This window comes from Acinetobacter sp. LoGeW2-3 (assembly GCF_002688565.1).
Taxonomy (GTDB): Bacteria; Pseudomonadota; Gammaproteobacteria; order Pseudomonadales; family Moraxellaceae; genus Acinetobacter.
The window spans coordinates 750,268-769,975 of the sequence record NZ_CP024011.1 but is presented as its reverse complement, the minus strand read 5'-3'; the positions used below and the strand labels follow the sequence as shown (position 1 = coordinate 769,975).

General features: G+C 44.0%; 16 protein-coding genes and 4 tRNA genes. 4 read left to right on the top strand and 16 right to left on the bottom strand.

Translation table 11 applies throughout. The features are described 5' to 3' along the window. Window positions 1-88 precede the first annotated feature (88 nt). Together BS636_RS03720 and BS636_RS03715 are read left to right on the top strand one after the other, a co-directional pair. Complete coding sequence (locus tag BS636_RS03720) at window positions 89-286, top strand: hypothetical protein (protein ID WP_099339593.1); 198 nt, start codon at window positions 89-91, stop codon at window positions 284-286. A gap of 94 nt (window positions 287-380) precedes the next feature. Beyond that, window positions 381-1,334, top strand: a complete 954-nt coding sequence (locus BS636_RS03715) for a 2-hydroxyacid dehydrogenase (RefSeq protein ID WP_099339592.1) — start codon at window positions 381-383, stop codon at window positions 1,332-1,334. A 39-nt stretch (window positions 1,335-1,373) separates the two neighbouring features. Here BS636_RS03715 and BS636_RS03710 read toward each other — a convergent pair whose 3' ends face one another. From BS636_RS03710 to BS636_RS03680, 7 genes are all read right to left on the bottom strand, one after another. Further along, window positions 1,374-1,892, bottom strand: a complete 519-nt coding sequence (locus BS636_RS03710) for a hypothetical protein (RefSeq protein WP_099337567.1) — start codon at window positions 1,890-1,892, stop codon at window positions 1,374-1,376. Between the two features lie 118 nt (window positions 1,893-2,010). Then, window positions 2,011-2,520 carry a hypothetical protein gene (locus tag BS636_RS03705; protein WP_099337566.1) on the bottom strand — a complete coding sequence of 170 codons (510 nt, stop codon included), beginning with the start codon at window positions 2,518-2,520 and terminating at the stop codon, window positions 2,011-2,013. A 226-nt stretch (window positions 2,521-2,746) separates the two neighbouring features. Then, entirely contained in the window at window positions 2,747-3,136 is a 390-nt protein-coding gene (locus tag BS636_RS03700; protein WP_099337565.1) for a hypothetical protein, read from the bottom strand. An 88-nt stretch (window positions 3,137-3,224) separates the two neighbouring features. Next, window positions 3,225-4,094: a hypothetical protein gene (locus BS636_RS03695; protein WP_099337564.1), complete on the bottom strand. Its 870-nt coding sequence runs from the start codon at window positions 4,092-4,094 to the stop codon at window positions 3,225-3,227. A 68-nt stretch (window positions 4,095-4,162) separates the two neighbouring features. Continuing rightward, a complete protein-coding gene (gene glyS / locus BS636_RS03690) occupies window positions 4,163-6,232 on the bottom strand; it encodes a glycine--tRNA ligase subunit beta (protein WP_099337563.1) in 2,070 nt (689 codons plus the stop codon). Then, on the bottom strand, window positions 6,232-7,221 hold the full coding sequence (gene glyQ / locus BS636_RS03685; protein WP_099337562.1) for a glycine--tRNA ligase subunit alpha: 990 nt from the start codon (window positions 7,219-7,221) through the stop codon (window positions 6,232-6,234). Before glyQ ends, glyS begins: the two co-directional genes overlap by 1 nt. A gap of 95 nt (window positions 7,222-7,316) precedes the next feature. Then, window positions 7,317-7,775: a hypothetical protein gene (locus tag BS636_RS03680; RefSeq protein ID WP_099337561.1), complete on the bottom strand. Its 459-nt coding sequence runs from the start codon at window positions 7,773-7,775 to the stop codon at window positions 7,317-7,319. Between the two features lie 185 nt (window positions 7,776-7,960). On the opposite strand from BS636_RS03680, the gene BS636_RS03675 reads away from it, so the two are divergent. Then, window positions 7,961-9,070 (top strand): HPP family protein, encoded by a 1,110-nt coding sequence (locus BS636_RS03675; protein WP_099337560.1) that lies wholly within the window; start codon window positions 7,961-7,963, stop codon window positions 9,068-9,070. A 72-nt stretch (window positions 9,071-9,142) separates the two neighbouring features. Here the strand turns inward: BS636_RS03675 and BS636_RS03670 are convergent, their stop codons facing one another. The 3 genes from BS636_RS03670 to BS636_RS03660 all read right to left on the bottom strand — a co-directional run bounded on the left by BS636_RS03670 (window position 9,143) and on the right by BS636_RS03660 (window position 11,892). After that, entirely contained in the window at window positions 9,143-10,555 is a 1,413-nt protein-coding gene (locus tag BS636_RS03670; RefSeq protein ID WP_099337559.1) for an SLC13 family permease, read from the bottom strand. A 78-nt stretch (window positions 10,556-10,633) separates the two neighbouring features. Then, a complete protein-coding gene (locus BS636_RS03665) occupies window positions 10,634-11,419 on the bottom strand; it encodes a sulfite exporter TauE/SafE family protein (RefSeq protein WP_099337558.1) in 786 nt (261 codons plus the stop codon). A gap of 203 nt (window positions 11,420-11,622) precedes the next feature. After that, window positions 11,623-11,892 carry a PspC domain-containing protein gene (locus tag BS636_RS03660; RefSeq protein ID WP_099337557.1) on the bottom strand — a complete coding sequence of 90 codons (270 nt, stop codon included), beginning with the start codon at window positions 11,890-11,892 and terminating at the stop codon, window positions 11,623-11,625. 234 nt (window positions 11,893-12,126) lie between these two features. Between BS636_RS03660 and BS636_RS03655 the strand changes: the two genes are divergently transcribed. Further along, window positions 12,127-12,807, top strand: coding sequence for a hypothetical protein (locus tag BS636_RS03655; protein WP_099337556.1), 681 nt, complete (start codon window positions 12,127-12,129; stop codon window positions 12,805-12,807). 100 nt (window positions 12,808-12,907) lie between these two features. Here BS636_RS03655 and BS636_RS03650 read toward each other — a convergent pair. From BS636_RS03650 to BS636_RS03625, 6 genes are all read right to left on the bottom strand, one after another. Then, a tRNA-Lys gene (locus BS636_RS03650) sits at window positions 12,908-12,983 on the bottom strand. A gap of 207 nt (window positions 12,984-13,190) precedes the next feature. Then, window positions 13,191-13,266: transfer RNA gene (locus BS636_RS03645), tRNA-Lys, on the bottom strand. Window positions 13,267-13,323: 57 nt separating this feature from the next. Beyond that, window positions 13,324-13,399: transfer RNA gene (locus tag BS636_RS03640), tRNA-Lys, on the bottom strand. A 20-nt stretch (window positions 13,400-13,419) separates the two neighbouring features. Continuing rightward, window positions 13,420-13,495 (bottom strand) — tRNA-Lys (locus tag BS636_RS03635). A 197-nt stretch (window positions 13,496-13,692) separates the two neighbouring features. After that, window positions 13,693-15,534 (bottom strand): long-chain-acyl-CoA synthetase, encoded by a 1,842-nt coding sequence (locus BS636_RS03630; protein ID WP_099337555.1) that lies wholly within the window; start codon window positions 15,532-15,534, stop codon window positions 13,693-13,695. A gap of 172 nt (window positions 15,535-15,706) precedes the next feature. Beyond that, on the bottom strand, window positions 15,707-19,159 hold the full coding sequence (locus BS636_RS03625) for an Rne/Rng family ribonuclease (protein WP_099337554.1): 3,453 nt from the start codon (window positions 19,157-19,159) through the stop codon (window positions 15,707-15,709). Window positions 19,160-19,708: the final 549 nt, after the last annotated feature.

The window sequence follows — 19,708 nt, the reverse complement described above, 5'->3', positions numbered from 1 at the left end:
ATTATTTTGGCGGCATAAGATGTAGTTATGCGGTATGGGTTTTCTTCTTGCCGCACGCGATCGTTTTCGTGAGAAGGGGGTACATCTTATGCAATCTACACAGTTCGCCACCATATTTTTAATGCTGACTTTGGGTCTTCCTAATGTGGCATTCGCCAAAGACGCCGTACACCCAACAATTATTTTCCTGAGTGCAACCATCGTATTTTTGATGATTCTGACTGTTTATATTGTTTATAAAATTCGTCATTCCGTACGTCGCCATCTGGATAAACCACTCGATTAAGCAAGGCAGGATAAAGTCTAAAAAACGGTTGAAAACCCTGAATGACTTGTTTTAAATGACAGGATAATTGTCTAACAAGATTGAGGGTCAGGCCGTGAAAGCCGTATATTTGGATTATGCTTCTCTGGATCAACAGGATCTTGACTTTCAGGCGCTGCATGGCTTATTTGATGAGCTAATATTATATCCTGCAACTTCTGCGGCTGAACTTTTGGCACGGGTTCAGGATGTCGATGTCATCATCACCAACAAAGTTATGGTGAATGCCGAAATCATTCAGCAATGCCCTCAACTGAAACTGATTTTAATCTCGGCCACAGGCACCAATAATGTCGATCTAGCAGCAGCCAAAGCACGCGATATTGTGGTGTGTAACTGTCAGGCTTATGGCACTTCCGCTGTCGCGCAACATACTCTCATGTTAATGCTCAATCTGGCGACATCTTTTCTATCTTATCAGCAAAAAGTACAACAAGGCGAATGGCAAAAAGCCACTCAATTCTGCCTGCTGGATGCGCCGATTGTAGAACTCTCTGGCAAGACCCTCGGCATTGTTGGTTATGGCGAATTGGGTAAAGCTGTGGCGAAACTGGCTGAAGCTTTTAGCATGAACGTCATTATCGGATCATTGCCGAACCGTTCAGGTGATGCTTCTCGTGTACCCTTCGCGGAGCTATTGCCACAGGTCGATTTCCTAAGCCTACATTGCCCTTTAACTGAAGAAACTCGTGACCTGATCAGCCATGCTGAATTAGAAACAATGAAATCAAGCGCTTTCCTGATTAACTGTGCTCGCGGCGGTATTGTCAATGAAGCAGCATTAGCTCAAGCATTACGTGAAGGAAAAATCGCGGGTGCTGCTACCGATGTACTGACAGTAGAACCGCCAAAAGACGGTAATGTCCTGCTTGATCCAAACATTCCGAATCTGATTGTGACACCGCACAATGCCTGGGGCAGTGTCGATGCCCGCCAGCGCATCGTGGATCAGATGGTGGAAAATGTAAAAGCCTTTCAGACAGGTCAGCCCATCCGTCAGGTGAATTAAAACCTATTTATTAGAAACAAAAATGCTGATCGAGTTTGATCAGCATTTTTTTTGGTTTTCTTGGGTAATGTACTTGGACAATAGTTTAGAAAATTCATCTTGTACAAGTTGGGAATTTGGATTGAATACTACTTCTTGATAAATACGTTTGGACTCAGGTATTTTCTGGTCGGGGAATTGACCATAAGAAGTTCGATAGTCGGTTTCAAACATGTAAATTAAGCGATTTTCATGAAAGTAAGCAGTGCGTGAGCTATAAATAGTTTCTCCATAGATACCAATCGTTAACTTACACATACCTGGTAACTGATAGAGATCAGCTTTATTACCTTCAGTAGATTTAAATTCATCTTCCTCCAGATATTCAATATGCTGAATTTTTTGGCCTTCTGCTTTATGAGTATATCGATTGGAAGTAGAAAGGCTAGGGATAGGAGATAATTCATCATCAATTCCCGCAATAGAAGTGACCGTTTCACCAGAAACCAGTAAAACGATGTACAGGATTGCGACACCGCACAGAATGCCAACTATAAAGCTGAGGAGAATTTTTTTCATTTTTATAATCTTCTTTTGGAGCGCCTGATATCAGTCTAAATAATGCCTCCCCGATGTTCAATGCTACTAAACAAAAAGCCCCATAGGGGGCTTTTAAATCGAAACTTTTCTACAGCTTTTACAGATCATCAGTCACTGCATAACTGGTCGCACCACCTGAGCTAGATTGTGGTGTAGTACTTTGCGTTGCTGTTGAGGACTGGCTTAAAGGTTGTTGCTCAATCGGGACGGGCTGTTGTGGATTACCGAGCCAAACGTCTTTGGTCTGCTGAATTTTCTGACCTGTTTGTTGTGCCGCTTGAGTGGCAGTCTGGTCTACTTTTTCAATGGTTGTCGCTGCGGTGGATTTGGTATTGCCCCAAGCACGATCAACTTTCGGTTTTACTTTTGCGACACCTTTTTCTGCCGCTGCCCCCACTTTTTCAGCGGTATTGATTACGCCCTGTTGGGTTTTATAAGCAAATACGTGTAACAGGTTTGGATTGTCACCATAAGGTGCAATCGGTGGTTTTACATCTTGCTGCTGGATTTCACTGGCTTGCACAGTTTGCATAAAAATAGGCGCACACATTAATAATGCGGTACTAAGAATCTTGGTTTTTTTCATCGTCGTTGTTTTCATGGTCATAGGGGGATCGACCTCGCAGAGTGAGATAACGGTCTTTAATGCTGTTTTTCAGTGTAATGGAAGGAGATGTAAAAACAATGAATTTTCTGTGCGATTCACTTAACTGATACGAGAAAGAGGGAAGTGAACTTGGCTGATTTTGATAATAAGAAAGGGAGGAGTTTTATGTAGAGATCATTTGAAAGAGAAGCTGCCCCATATTTGATGTAAATACAGGGCGGGGTGCTTAGTTACACTGTTCGATCGCTTCTTTGGCAAAGTGGTTACGCAGTGCCAGGAAATTCTTTTGAGCGGTTTCACTGTGCAGGTCAAATTTCTGTGCAGTGCTGGTGTTGTCACGCTGGAAAGTTGCTGAGCCTGCATCAATCAGGGTTAAGCCTTTGAATGACCATTGTTCGATGACACGGCTGCTTTCAAGCTGACCTCTAAATTCGATGACGCATTTGTCCATGAATTTAGTCAGTTTTGCGCTGTTGTTCGTCGTTTCAGGGTAAACCTCAAGGTTTTGAACTTCTTGTAATACCCCAAGTTCTAGTTGTGGAATCGTTGGCTGAGATGTACATGCTGTAATTGCGATACCCGCAAGAGTTGCCATCATAAGAGTTTGAAATTTCATGTGCTTCTTTCTTGTAGAGTGTTGTTAGGGGGAGTATATGAAATATATAGGGATATGCCTATAGCAATTGATTCTAGTATTAGACTCATTACTGAGTTACTAAATAGTGATTCACTTCATCAAAAATATTTTCTTCTTCAAGAATCCCTAAACTTATTAGGGGAGAATTTGATAGTAAATGATTAGTCTTAATCAGACTTATAAATTTTTCATCTAATGGAAAAATGTCATAATCAGAGCGGTAAGCAATAATATGCTCTGAATTAAATTTTTTATAATTATTTAAAATATATAATTGAATATAAATGACTACAATAATTGTAGAAGCTCTAAAGAGAGTTGAAAAGTATAAGGCTTCTTCATGATCTCCTGTAAAATCCGGATTGGGAACTACTTTTATTCTACCATGAGCTAATAAGTTTCTAATATTTGTCAAAAGATAAAAAGATGTTGATACATGATTTGAGGCTTCCTTGTTATTAATAAATTTTTCAATCTTTTGATCGTTTAAGTAATTTAGCTGTAATCCTCTTTTTATAACAGCTATGTATTTTTCACAATATTTTTCCGTATATATTGGATAGCTATCTATTGAGTATTTTTCTATATTATTTCTGAACTTAGGTATGTCAGGTTGATATTGATTTCCTTTTTTAGGAGCTATGTATTCTAGAATGTTATATAAATACATGAAGCGTGTAAGTTCCAGCATATACTTTTCATAATATTCATCATCTTCTCTGTTGAATTCATATAGATCGCATAGATAAGTTTCTAGTTCTTGATGTTCATAACTGTCAAATTTGATATCTGTTAATGCTGAGGCTAGCCTTGACCAAAGAGCTATATGTTCTAATTCTTCGATAGATTCAAGGACAAACCTTAAGTTTATAATAGCCTGTCGTATATTGTTGTTATTTGAGAAACATATTAGGCAAGATTTATTAATTTTTTTCATATGATTTTTAAAAAGAAAACCCCACTAATTTATAGCGGGGTTTTGTTTAAATTTCAAGCAATTAACACTCAGTGTTGAAGCACTGAAATATCTGCAACTTTAGTGAATAGATCACGTAACTGAGCAAGCAGACGTAAACGGTTCGCTTTCAGGTTAGCATCATCAGCCATGACCATTACACCCTCAAAGAACGCATCGACTGGCGCACGAAGAGCAGCCAATGCAGACAATGCAGCAGTGTAATCTTTAGAAGCAAATAACGGCTCAACCACTGGCGCGATTTTCGCAAGTTCAGAGAATAATGCTTTTTCAGCATCTTCAACCAGATTTGCTTCAACCACAGTACCTTCAGGTGCTGCTTCTTTCGCAAGGATGTTGGCAACACGCTTGTTCGCAGCAGCAAGCGCAGCAGCTTCAGGCAATGCACGGAAGTGATTTACCGCATTTACGCGTTTGTCAAAATCAAGCGGTGATTTTGGTGACAGCGCTTGAACCGCTTGAATCACGTCAACATCAACGCCTTGGTCTTCGTATTTCGCACGGTAACGACCTTCCAGGAATGCAACTGCATCCGCCAAAGTCTTGTCGTGGTCTTTCAATACATCGCCATAAGCAGCCAAAGCCAGCTTGATCAGGTCTTCGATCGATACATCCAGTTCATTTTCAGTCACTAGACGCAGAATACCAATTGCAGAACGACGTAGTGCAAATGGGTCTTTAGAACCTGTAGGTGCCTGACCAATACCGAAAATACCAGTTAAAGTATCTAGACGATCCGCAAGCGCAATCGTTGTACCAGTTTTTGTTTTAGGCAGAACGTCACCCGCGAATTTAGGCAGGTATTGCTCACCTAAAGCTTCAGCCACTTCAAAATTTTCACCTTCAAGACGTGCGTAGTAAGTACCCGCGATCCCTTGAAGTTCTGGGAATTCACCCACTAGCTCAGAAGTTAAGTCACATTTCGCAAGAAGAGCAGCTTTTTCAGCATCTTCTGCTTTTGCACCAGTAATAGGCGCAAGCGCTACAGCCAGTTTGGCAATACGTTCAGACTTGTTCCATAAAGTGCCCAGTTGTGCCTGGAATACCATATTTGCCAGTTTCTCTTTACGAGACGCAAGCGGTTGTTTCTGATCTTGAAGGAAGAAGAACTCGGCATCCGACAGACGTGGGCGAACCACTTTCTCGTTACCTTCAATAATTTGAGTTGGATCTTTAGACTCAATGTTTGAAACAGTAATGAAGTAAGGCTGTAATTTATTTTCAGCGTTTACCAAGCAGAAATACTTCTGGTTATCCTGCATCGTCGTGATCAGTGCTTCTTGAGGAACTGCAAGGAAGCGCTCTTCGAAGCTGGCACGAAGTGCAACCGGCCATTCAACCAGTGCAGTTACCTCGTCACGAAGATCAGCAGGGACAATTGCAATCGCATTCACTTCATCCGCCAGCGCTTTTACTTGCTGATCGATGATCGCTTGACGTTCTTCAAAAGAAGCAACCACTTTCGCAGCGCGAAGGGCATCAAGGTAAGCATCTGCATTTGCCAGAATAATCGCTTCAGGTGCATGGAAACGGTGACCATAAGTTACGTTACCTGCTTTATGATCCTGAATCGTTGCATCGATCACGTCGTTGTCTTTTAACAACACAACCCATTTTACTGGACGTACGAATTCAGTACGGCTTGCTGCAGAACGCATGCGTTTTGCAATTGGAAGCTGATCTAAAGCGTGCTGTAAAATTTGTGGCAGTAATACGTCCAGGCTTTGACCTTTAACATCTTTTAAGTAACACACTTTCTCAACTTTACCGGCTTGGAAAGTTGATACTTGATCCACAGTGATACCTTGACCACGCATAAAGCCTTCAAGCGCTTTAGTCGGTTTGCCTTCAGCATCATAAGCGGCTTGAACAGCAGGACCGTCAAAGCGTTTTTGCGTATCAGCCTGAGCAGCATCAACGTTTACGATTTTAAGTGCCAGACGACGCGGTGCTGCATAGGCTTCGATTACGTCGAAAGCCAGACCTGCATCTTTTAAGCCTTTTTCAGTTTCAGCTTTTAAAGCATCACGTAATTTTTTCAGGCTTTTTGGTGGAAGTTCTTCACAGCCAAGTTCAAATAAAACTGTATGTTTAGACATTATTTGTTCTCCGCTGATTTTTCTGCTTGAGCCGCTTCTGCTTCAACTTGTGCTTTTAACTGCGCTAACACTTCATCACGTAGATGTGGTTCAGCCATTGGGAAGCCAAGCTTCGCACGTGCTGCCACATAACTGGTTGCGATTGAACGCGCTAAAGTACGTACACGTAGAATATAACGCTGACGTTCAGTTACAGAGATCGCGCCACGCGCATCCAGCAGGTTAAAGCTATGAGATGCTTTAATCACTTGCTCATAAGCAGGTAATGGCAATTCAGCTTCGATTAGACGGGTCGCTTCAGCTTCGTAGAAGTCGAACAGTTCGAACATCTTGTCCACTGGTGCATATTCGAAGTTATAAGTCGATTGTTCTACTTCATTTTGATGGAACACATCGCCATAAGTCACAGTACCGAACTGACCTTTGGTCCAAACCAGATCGTAAACTGAGTCTACACCTTGCAGGTACATTGCCAGACGTTCCAGACCATAAGTGATTTCACCAGTAACTGGGTAGCATTCAACACCACCGACTTGCTGGAAGTAAGTGAACTGAGTCACTTCCATGCCATTCAGCCAAACTTCCCAACCTAGACCCCAAGCGCCCAGAGTTGGAGATTCCCAGTTATCTTCCACGAAACGGATGTCGTGAACCAAAGGATCAATACCGATTGCCTTTAAAGAATCCAGATACAACTGCTGGATATTGTCCGGGTTTGGCTTAAGTACAACTTGGAACTGGTAGTAATGTTGCAAACGGTTCGGGTTTTCACCGTAACGACCATCTTTAGGACGACGTGATGGTTGAACATAAGCAGCGTTCCAGGTTTCAGGACCTAGCGCACGAAGGAATGTTGCAGTGTGGAATGTCCCTGCACCCATTTCCATGTCGTAAGGTTGCAAAACGACGCAGCCTTGCTCCGCCCAGTAGTTTTGTAAGGCAAGAATTAAGCCTTGGAAGGTATCAATATGCGATATGGCGCGACTCATGGTCATCCACTTAAAATTAGAGAAAAATTGTGCTTGATTATAAGGATTTTGCGAAGGCGTGGCAAAGGTTATCCACCAATTGCCTGTGCCGCTTTTTATTCGGCTGCAGATCCTGCCTGCTCATGCGTGCGCAGACTGAGAAAGATAAAAAATCCAATAGAGGGAAGGCTAAAGCAGGAAATCATGAATAGGGTATTGAGTAGATCATTGGAACTTAAGAAATAAGTCAGAATCAGCGTTGCCAAAATACCGACCAGAACAATACTGAAAATATGAAACTGCTGTAGATGATGTAATAGAAACAGACTGATACATAAAGGAATATAGATCAGGCATAGGTAAAACAGCAGCCCGAAAATATACATGATCAGCATAAAGGTTACTATTGAAAGCAAGGGTGAGCTTGAAGTCACTGTCAGGAATAACGAGTGCAAGATCAGCAGGAATAACATCAAGGGACCATAGAGTAAAGCTAATCCCAACAGGGGTGCCAACAATAGCTGTATCGCGATTCCGGTTTTACTTTGCCGCAAAGGCTGGATCAGAAAATGCATAGTTCTTATTCTAGTTGGAGAGATGAAAATACGCTGCTTAAGCGTGGCTCTTGTTATATTTTTTAGATAGAGCTCCCACAGCATAAGCAAAAAAACCAATGAGTAAAAGATATAAAATAAATACATCTTTAAAGCCAAGGGTTTTATAATGCGCACACTCCCCAAAACAACAATTCAGGCCGACCGTGTTCCATAGTTCCTCTGAATGGCTGCAAAGCCTTAAGCCGAATTTTAAAATTCTTCCTGTCAAAGACCGTATCCTGTGTGGTTTAGGCGCACTGATTGGTCTGGCATTGTCATCTTTAATAAGCCTGTGGGCGCTGGGTGATTTTCAGGCCTGGTATATCGCCCCGATGGGTGCCTCTTCGGTATTACTGTTTGCTGTACCTGCCAGTCCATTGGCACAACCATGGAATATGGTCGTTGGAAATACCATTGCTGCAATCGTGGGTGTGACCTGTACTTTGCTGTTTCCAAGCCTGACGCTGGCATTCAGTCTGGCTGTGGCGATTGCGATTATTCTGATGCTAAGTACGGATTCTTTGCATCCACCGAGTGGGGCAGTGGCGATTACAGCGGTATTGGGCGGGGATGCCATTCATGAGCTAGGTTATGCTTTTGTGTTCTATCCGGTGTTGTTGAACTCGGTTTTGCTGATGGTGGTGGCGATTGTATTTAACCGGATGCTGGGTAAGGCCTATCCGCAGCAGTTGCAGATCAATACCCGTTCCAAAGATCCAACGCCGACCCAGAAAGTCACGATTCAGCCGCAGGATATTCAGGCGGTGCTGGATAAACAAACCCAGTTACTGGATATCAGTGAATATGACTTACAGAAAATCATTCTGGAAGCGCAGAGCAGAGCCAGTGAACGTGCCGACAGTCCATTCTTGTGTCAGGACATTATGAGTAAAGACGTTGCTAGCTTGCAGGAAAGTGATGATATTCGACATGCCTTGGCGAAGTTTAGACAGATGAACCTGATGAGCTTGCCAGTTATTAATGCCGAGAAAAAGCTGGTCGGGACTTTGGCGATGTATCAGGTGGTGGAATGGTTTGAACGCGCAGCTGATATCCGTAGTGGTTGGGAATCTGAAGTCGGTCATATCATGAGCCGGAAAGTCGTCACCGTTCGACCAGATCAGCCAATTCAGGACTTGGTGCCGTATTTTGTGGAGCGTTCGTTTAACTATATTCCGGTGCTAAATGAAGGGCAGTTGGTTGGTATTATTAGCCGGGCCGATATGATTGCGGCTTTATATCAGGAACTGAATCATTTCAAATTGAGTGCCTGATTTGAACTGATTGAGATCCATTTTAGAAAATAAAAAAGCACGCCGTAGCGTGCTTTTTTAATGCGTTAATCTTTACAGGAAGAACCAGTAAATAAAGAGTGAAACAATAAAGATGCACATGATATTCAGCACAAAACCGACTTTCATCATTTCAGACTGCTTGATATGACCAGAACCAAATACAATTGCATTTGGTGGTGTCGCTACAGGCAGCATGAAGGCACAAGAAGCACCGATCCCAATCACAATGACCAGAATTTCTTTTGGCATGCCCATCTGGTCGGCAATGGCCGCAAAGACCGGAACCAGTAGTGCAGCCGAAGCAGTATTACTGGTAAATTCGGTCAGGAAGATAATGAAGGCTGTCACGACGAAGATAATGACTAAAGGAGAGGCATCACCAAAAGCATTTGCCAGCGTTTGACCGAGTACCAGAGAACTACCAGAATCCTTCAAGACGGCACTGAGGGTCAGACCGCCACCAAACAGAAACAGTACGCCCCAGTCGGTATTATCTGCGACCTGTTTCCAAGTGGCTGTGCCCAGAATCACCACCATACAGGCTGCCAGAATCGCGATCCAGGTATCTGGCTGGCTGACGCCAAAATTCTCGGTCAGCTTTTTACTGAAAATCCATGCAAGTGCTGTACAGATAAACAGGATCATTGCAGCAATACGGCTTCGGTTCCAGGGAATATCTTCAGTAACAAAATTTACCTTATGATTTAGCTTTGGACGTAACACCAGATACAGACTGGTCAGCATTGCAGGCAAGATAATGAACATCATCGGTAAGCCGATCTTCATCCAGTCTGAAAAAGTATAGCCTAGTGCTTTAGCGGCAATGGCATTCGGCGGTGAGCCGACAATGGTACCTAAACCACCGACACTGGCTGAGTAGGCAATCCCAAGTAGAATAAATACAAAGGTTTTACGATCTTTTTCAGCATCCAGATGCGAAAGCAAGCCCAGCGCCAGTGGCAACATCATCGCAGCGGTTGCGGTGTTGGAAATCCACATCGACAGTGCCGCAGTCACTACGAATATCGCCAGTACCGAAGCACCGAGATGACCACCAGACAGGGAAATGATCCACATGGCAATTTTCCGGTCCAGTTTCTGGATATGTAATGCCGAGGCTAGGGCGAAACCACCAAAAAACAGGAAGATGGTGGGGTCTGCGAACGTGGTAAGTGCTGCCTGTGTAGTAATCGGTTCCAGCTCATCGCCTTTGGCCATGGGCATGGCGAGGATGACGGCCAGTACAGGTACCAGCAGGGCAGTAATGGTGATATGAATCGCTTCCGTCAGCCATAAAATGCCGATAAAAGCCAACAGAGCGAGGCCTTTGTTGGCATTCTGGTCATAAGGTAAAACCTGATACAGACCAAAGGACACAATGGCCGCGATGATGATCAGGATCCACCCTTTTACTAAGCCTTTGGGCATAGCATTGGTGGTGGTAGCAAGATTTGGACTTGTCATACGCACACTCCTTGTTTTATACAACTAATTTTTATGAAGAATCTTTCTAATTATGAAGAGGTTTGTTTATAAAATACACTAATTTAAAAGAAGCTGACTTGAATGTTGTAATAATGCAGCGCTCTGCCACAGTGTCTGTACCCCTAAGACTGCCAGTAAGCCAAGCACCAGGAATTTGAAATGCTGCTGTGATAAGCGATGACGGATTTTCCCGCCAATCCAGACCCCGATTAAGGCAAAAATAGTAATGCCGATCAGGATAGATTGCTGTTGTGAATTGATCTGGAGCAGGATCGGGAACAGTAATAGCAACTGGATCAGTTTACTGACAATGAAATTCAGGTTACTGATAATGACAATATCGGTTTTGCTGAGCTGGCAACTGAGCAGATACATCATCAGGAAAGGAGCCATGGCATTGGTCGCTCCGCCAATTACGCCAGCCAATAAGCCAAAACACAGCATGCTCAGCACATGCGGACTACTCTGGAGCGGTTTAGAACGAAGCTGATCCAGGACATAAAATACAATAACTGTGCCGAGCAGCAGTTTGAGATAGCCTTCATTTAGCCACAGCAGCAGTTTTACTCCGAGTAGGCTTCCCAAGAGGCTGCTTAAAATCAGAGGCCAATAATGTTTTAAATAATAGCGGATACTTTGCAGCAGACTGTGCTGGGGATCAGCATTCAGCATCAATAGATTCAAGAGTAGACAGGGGAGAATCACCAATGTGACGGCCAGACTCAACGGGTATTGGCTGGAGAGTACCGCCGTGCTCATCATCGGGAAGCCAAAACCGCTTAAGCCATGCAACAGGGCTGCTACAGCACACAAGCACAGTACAATCCATTCAGCCTGCGTCATCCTGAATCCATTCAAAGGGTTTTTAATTAAGTTATAGGTAAATCAGCCAGTTGGCAAAGGCTAGAGAAATAATTTAACAATTCATTCTGTATCTAAAAACAGGCAAAAAAAAGCAGTGACATTAGGGGAAATGCCACAGCACAAAAGGGGTAAACGGACTTAATTTATCTTACTTAAATTCACTTTACTTCCTGAGAAGAAACTTACAGCGGATCTTTATTTACATCACGAATTGGTCGTTGATAGCCCATAGACTGATACGGGGTATGTTCAACCATAGTTTTCTTTTTTGGCATTACCAGCCAAAGCACAAGGTAAACCAGGATACCTGGGAAAGCGGCACTCATCACTGAGATCACCACAAAAATCAGACGCAGTAGATTTGCATTCCAACCAAAACGTTCAGCAATACCACCCATCACACCTGCAATCATGTTAGAGCGGTTAGAGCGATATAAACCAACATTGGCCATCCAGGTCTCCTTAAAAATTGGAATAAAAGAACAACAGTGTTCTTATTAAAATATGGAGATAAGTTATTCTTTTTAAAGTGTCTAAATAGCGTTTATTCGTAAAGTTATGTAATTAGGGATTAAGTATTTTTCCTGAAATCTTTAACATGAAGACGAAGGTTCCTGAATTTAATAATAACGTCTTCTCTATGACTTTATAAAAATGCTTGGCTGTTCATAATCTAGTTGAATTAAATGAAATTTAAGGTTTTTAAGGCTTTCAAGACACTGGAATATCAGCTCGGTGTGATCTTGCTGAGTGCGTTCGGCTTAGTCAGCTGTGAGCGTCATTCGGGTAAACCGATCAGTGATGCTGATCTTGCATTAGTGCCGAAAGAGGGCGTATCCGTATCGCTTGCCAATCAAGATGTTTCTGCTGAAGTTGCATCTGCCAAAAAGCTCACCGATATTGCCGGTCATGCCACATTAAAGCAGGAAGATGGCTTTAATGGCGGTCCTATTCCAGATTATGCAACCGACTTTGTGGGACGCTATTACACAGAAGTCACCTGTAATGATGGCTTTTCTCCCTGCAAAGATGGCAAGGCAATGTTTATTCTGACCCTCTCGCCTGATGGTCTGGTATACCGCAGTATTCTGCAACATGGTCAGGTATTTACCTTCCAAAACCAGATGGCAACCCCTTATTCAACCTACCGCAAAGACCGTTGGGAATTAAATCCAAGTCGTAAGGAGCTGGTGGTTCATCGCAAGGAAGGCCTGGTTTTATATTACGATGTCAAAAACAATACGACGCTGGTGATGAATATTGCCAAAACCCAGAAAGAAAATCAGCAGGAGTTGATGGATCAGCATTATGTGCTGCCACGTATTTCTTATGAACTGGTCAAAGATATCAATGATAAATTGCCTTAGTGCGTAGAAGGCGAGGGCATACTAAAAGCTGAAAAAATCAGGATGACTCTAGATCGATCAGACTAAAAATATAATTATAAAAATTTATAAAATAAGAAATTGGTGGGTTGTGTGGGGTTCGAACCCACGACCAATAGATTAAGAGTCTACTGCTCTACCAACTGAGCTAACAACCCTAAGCAAGGATGTGAAACAAGGTTTCAGCCGACTGCAAGATATATATCCAAATTTTCCTGAACCCAAGAAAAAACAGATCATCTAGAACAATCGTGCAGCAAAATTTCGAGAATGGCAATTCAAAACCGTAATTGGTTTGTTGTCTTGGTTGGAATATGCAAGTTTCTGTTCTTCGCAAGCCGGAAGAAAGAAGCTCTAAGAAAGAATGGTGGGCCGTCCGCGACTCGAACGCGGGACCAATGGATTAAAAGTCCACTGCTCTACCAACTGAGCTAACGGCCCATTCGGGTAATCAAAGTAGCTTTGATTGAAGTTTCTAAAAAGGAATTTTAGAAAAGATGGTGGGCCGTCCGCGACTCGAACGCGGGACCAATGGATTAAAAGTCCACTGCTCTACCAACTGAGCTAACGGCCCATCAGGGGGTATCAAAATAATGGTGGGCCGTCCGCGACTCGAACGCGGGACCAATGGATTAAAAGTCCACTGCTCTACCAACTGAGCTAACGGCCCTGAACCAACAACTAAGCAAGGCTTAATTGTGTAGTGCAAAATAAACTAAAAAGTTTCAAAAGCACCACTTTGTTTGATGGAGCGTATTGTAGCAAGATATCAAATCAGCGCAAGTAAAAAATAACAAAGTTGCCTATGTTTGATTATAAATACAACAATTTGAATTTATATACACAAAAAATAGGCAACTTCAGTACTTAGAAGCGATATTGATAGGCCTGTATATTGGCAAAAACCTCTGCCGTGACATCACAATATGCATCCGATCCTGGTAAGCAGACCAGTAAACGTTCATCAGTTTTGCTCGGGTCAAATGCTTGTTCTTTCAATTTATTTTTCTGGTATTTAAAGGTGCCCGTGGTTTCGACCTGTTGCTGTACACGCAAGAATACTGGCACCGCATAAGCAGGCAGGCATTTCTTGAAGCAGCTTAGCATGTCTTTCAGGTCAGTATCGGTCAGCTCAGTCTCCGGTTTTAGGGTAATGGCTGCCATACCGGCACGACCATTGGTATTTGGAATTTCTACACCATAAACCACGGCTTCTACAATCTTGTCATACTCGGTCAGCATGTTTTCCACTTCAGTGGTAGAGACATTTTCACCTTTCCAGCGGAAGGTATCGCCGAGACGGTCGACAAACTGTGCATGACGGAAACCGATGTTACGCACCAAGTCGCCCGTATTAAAGAAAGCATCACCTTTACAGAACACGTCTTTCATAATCACAGACTTGTTCTTTTCCGGGTCGGTATAGCCATCAAATGGAGAGCGGCGGGTGATTTTGCCGATCAACAGGCCTGTTTCACCTTTTTTGACGCGCTTACACCAGCCTTTGGCATCCCGTACCGGCTCGTTTTTATCTTTATCGAATTCAATAATGGCATACGGGGTAGGAGAGAAGCCGACGGTATTGTCAAAGTTGAATACGTTACTGAAGCCAACATTGCCTTCGCTAGATGCATACAACTCAAGCACTTCTTCAATGCCAAAACGGGCTTTGAATTTATCCCAGATATTCGGGCGCATGCCGTTCCCGATCATTTTCTTAACACGATGACCTTTCTCTAGTGGAGAAGAAGGGGCATCCATCAGGTAACGGCACAGTTCACCGACATAACCAATCGCAGAAGCATCAAATTTTTGTACATCTTTCCAGAATGAAGAGGTCGAGAATTTACGGCGAATCGCAAAGGTTCCTGCACCGGCAATCACGCCACACCAGCACACCACCATGCCAGTCGCATGGTACAGTGGCAGGGTGCAATACATCACATCTTCTGTACCCAGATTCAGCACGTGACCATAAGTACCATAAGCAAGGGTCCAACGGCTATTGGTGAAGATCACGGCTTTTGGTAGGCCAGTTGTACCGGAAGTGTAGATGTAGAACAGGCCATCTTTGCCTTGCACATTGTGCGTAGTCGATGGATTAAATTTTGGGAAAGTATCAATCACTTCAGCCAAATTCACAAAACCTTCAGGTGCCTGACCTGGGTTTTGCTGGGTCGGTTGATCAGCAAACCAGTGGAAGCGATCCGCTGCGATATTTAGTTCATCACGAATCTCGGCAACTGCAGCATGACATTCATCACCCACAATCACGGCAATTGGTTTGACCAGGTTAATGCTATGCGCCAGAACTTTACCCACTTGTGAAGTATTCAGTAGGGCAATAGTCACACCGAGCTTGGCCAGGCCAATCACACTCGCGATCACTTCAGGGCGGTTCTCGACCATCAGCGCAACCACATCACCTTTTTTCGCACCGAGTGACAGGTAGTAGTGTGCAATCTGGTTCGCCCAGCCATTCAGTTCAACATAGCTAAAGCTCTGATCTTCAAAACGTAGGGCAATGCCTTCCGGATTACGCTGTACGGCTTTCTCAAAGGCGAGGCCCAGACCTGCAGCAGTATTGGGGGTACGTAAATAAGCCTGCCTAAGTCCATTTACCAAGTTCGGCACTTTTTTCAGGAAAGCGGGGATTTTGGCTGCGACATCAGCAATACCAATCAGATCATGTTGTGTGGTTTGGCTCATGGTAATCCTATTTCTTTTACGTATCCGATACGCGCAATAAATATGCAATAACTGTCTGTTGTAGTTTTAATGGTTGATTTAAAGAGTAATCAACCTAATTTGACAAAATCTAGCAAAAAAAACCTAGTCACCGAAATGACTAGGTTTTTTTAGATTACTGCAATTGGGCGAATTATGACTCAGTTGCAGTATTGGCTTTCTTCGGTGGACGGCCACGTGGGCGACGTGGACGGGCAGGAGATTTCTCTGCCTTTTCCGCTTCCGTTTCCACTGTTTCAGCTTTCACTTCAGTTGCTTCAGCGGTATTTTCAGCTGCTGGTGCGACTTCTTCAGTTGCTGTTTCTGCCGTAGCAGGTGCTTCTGTTTCAGTAGGTGCCGCAGCTGCTTCAACAACCTGTTCAGGTGTTGCTTTCGTCGGCTGTTCAGCATTCAGCACTTCTACAGTTTCTGCAGACTGTGCTGCAACAGCTTGAGCTTCTGCTGCTGGTTCAGCAACAGCCTGTTCAGTTTTTTCTTCTGACTGAGCAGCCTGTTCAGTTTTTTCTTCTGACTGAGCAGCCTGTTTAGCTTGTACCAGTGCTTGTTCAGCAGCAAGTTTAGCTAAACGACGACGCTCACGCGGATCGTTTGCTACACGCTTTTCTGATACCGGTTTTGGTGGAGTCAGATCTAGTACCGGCGCTGGTTCTGGTTCTGGTTGCGCTTTACTCACTTCCACATCACGCGTTACCGGTTTTTTCTCGGCAGTCGCTGCAGTAACAACACTTTCGTTATATTGCTTCGTGAACTTGTCTAGCGCACGGTTGAAAGTTGCCATCAGACCGAACTGTTCAATCAGTACTGAACAGTCTTCACCGTATACATGGCGGATCAGGCTGCCTACAGTGTACTGACCGAGGGTCGGTACTTGTGAAGGACGAAGCTGAGCGGCTTGAGAAGCCTGTTGGCCTTGTGCGGCACGACGGTCACGACGACGTTGACGTGGGTCATTGCTGGCACGAGCTTTTTCAGCTTTCGGCGTTGCCTGTTCAAGCGCTGCTGCTGGAGCAGGGGCTTCAGTCAGATCAACCGTTTCAGTTTTTTCTTTCAGTTCTGCTGCCATTGTTGCTACAGCTGGCGCCTTTTCAGGTGCAGTTTCAGTAGGAGCAGCCACTACAGGTGTAGTACCGTTCAGTGCCACGATTTCGCTTTGGCCCTGATCGACATTTACCACCATTGCTGTTGGTGTAACGTCTTGACGCGGTGCATCAATCAATTCTACACGGACTTGCTGTTCGTTAGCAGCTGGTGCTTCAACAACAGCAGGAGCTTGAGGTGCAGCAGCCTGTTCATTCAGCACGCTTTGATCGCGGTGGCGATTTGGTCGTTCTGGGCGTTGCTGGTTGCGACGGTCACGACGTGGTACAGCAGTTTGCTGTTCAGCTTGGGCATCTTGATTGTGCTCTTGCTGATGGCGCGGATTCTTGCGCTTTTGCTCACGTTGTTCTTGACGCTGTTCCTGACGAGACAACTGAACCACTTCTTCATGCACTTGTTGCGGTGCATTGTCGTGTTGTTGCGGCTCGCGCTGCTCTTTATGCTTGTTGTTGCGCTGTTTTTTATGGCTGCGTTGTGATTTTTCTTCACGTTCAGCTTTTTCAGCAAGATCACGCTCTGGCTTATGCGCCACAGTGGATGGTGCAAGATAAGCATTACTGCTTGGTGCAGCAGCAGGTTGTGGTGCTGGTTGAGCGGTATGTTGCGGTGCTGGTTGAGCAACAGGTGCAGCAACTTGACCGAATTGACCACGACTTACCGCGCCGCCATTGATCATTTGTTCAATCGCAGCAGCTGCATTATTGGCAGTGCGAGATTGATCAACAGTAGCCGCCTGTTTTTGTACAAACAGGTTTTCTAACCATGCACATGGGCTGGCTGCAGGAGCAGCAACTTGAGCAGCAGGTGCCTGTTGAGCAACGGGTGCTTGTTGTGCATTCTGGTTTTGATTTTGGTTATTGCGACGTTTATTATTTCTGCCGTTGTTTTGTTGTTGCGCAGGGGCTTGAGCTGCGGCTTGTTGAGCATGTTGCTCTTCTTCTAAATGCCATTCAGAAGACTCATAACCCAGTTCTTTTTCACTTGAACGTGTTGCTTCAGTGCGTTCATAGCTAGTCGGTGCGAAACCTTCAGGATTATAAGAAATCTCGTAATGTGGCGTTTCCAAGTGCGGATGCGGCAATACAGTCACACGAGTACTTGAAGTTTGTTCCAGGTAAACCAAGCTGTGACGTTTTTCATTCAATAAGAATGCTGCGATTTCAACCGGTACTTCAACCTGAACTTCACCATGACGTTCACGCAGTGCAATCTCTTCCACTTTACGCATGATAGAAAGTGATAGAGAACGCAGGTCACGAACCATACCTGTGCCATGACAACGTGGGCATACATAGCCAGTTGCTTCTTCCAGAGAAGGGCGCAGACGTTGACGGCTCATTTCCATCAAACCGAAACGAGACAATTGACCGAACTGGATACGTGCGCGGTCGCTTTGTGTTGCTTCACGCAGTTTCGCTTCAACCATACGCTGGTTGCGGTCTTTGGTCATGTCAATGAAATCGATTACAACCAGACCACCGATATCACGTAAACGTAATTGGCGGGCAATTTCTTCAGCAGCTTCAAGGTTGGTATTTAACGCTGTATCTTCAACGTCCTGACCACGCGTTGATTTTGCTGAGTTGATATCGATTGACACTAATGCTTCAGTTTGGTCGATCACAATCGAACCGCCAGAAGGAAGTTTTACTTCACGTTCATAAGCAGTTTGGATTTGGCTTTCGATACCGAAGTGAGCGAATAAAGGCTCATTTAAAGTATAAGTTTTTAGCTTGTCTAGCTGACGTGGCATTACTGCTTTTACGAAGTTATAGGCTTCGTTATACGCTTGCTCAGAATCAATTAAGATTTCAGCAACGTCATCACGTAAATAGTCACGGATGGCACGAGTCACTACACCTGCTTCCTGGTGTACCAGCATAGGTGATGGGCCAGAGTTTGCAGTACTTTGGATTTGTGCCCAAAGATCCATCAAATGTTGAAGATCAAGTTGCAGTTCTTCTTGAGAACGACCGATCCCTGCGGTACGAACAATTACGCTCATACCACGTGGCACATTTAAAGAGGCTAGCATTTCTTTCAATTCTTCACGAACTGAACCCGAAATCTGACGGCTGATACCGCCACCTTTCGGGTTATTTGGCATAAGAACCAAATAACGGCCAGCTAAAGAGATGAAAGTAGAAAGGGCAGCACCTTTATTACCACGTTCTTCTTTTTCCACCTGTACCAAAAGCTCAGTGCCTTCAGTAATCAGTTCGCGGATATTTGAAGTTTGGCGAGGATCTGCTTTGTAATAAGTATTGGCAATTTCACGCATCGACAAGAAACCTTGACGACCCGCACCGTATTCAACGAATACAGCTTCTAAAGAAGGTTCAACGCGAGTCACGTGACCTTTATAGATATTAGATTTCTTTTGTTCACGGGTACGATTCTCTAAATCAAAATCGTAAAGACGCTGACCAGTGACAAGTGCAACGCGAATTTCTTCGGCATGTGTTGCATTAATCAACATACGTTTCATGGGTGTAACACCTTATAGTGATACACAGCAAAAAATCGCTATTCACGTAGCGAACATCAAACATCACGGATCAATGGCCCAGATCTGCAATGAATTTCATTGTGGTCTGAGTCTTTTATTCCCGGCGTCTATTTTGATATAGATCAGCTTCGGTTTTTTGATTCACGTATTGATGATGGCAATACGGCTTCAATCTTTAAACGATTAAAGTCACCTGAACGCTTCACTGGCGGACGAGCGGTGCATTGGATGTGAGTAACTTTCACTGTCACATTGCTCGAAGATCATCCCTTCTTTGTAGATAGAGTGTCTTGATACGGAATTATCGTCGTACCTTTACAAACTGTGCAGATCCAATGCATCAAACGCTGTAGCCTGAAGTCGTCTTCAGGGTGCGACTAATCTGATGTGTATCAGTTTACGTTTAAAAGCCAACTAAGTTGGCGACATATTTTTTCAGACAAACTGATTTATGTACCTGAGGTACAATTAAACGCAACAGTTTGCTTTTTTGCCGATATAATAAGCCTTCGGCGTCGGCATAATTCT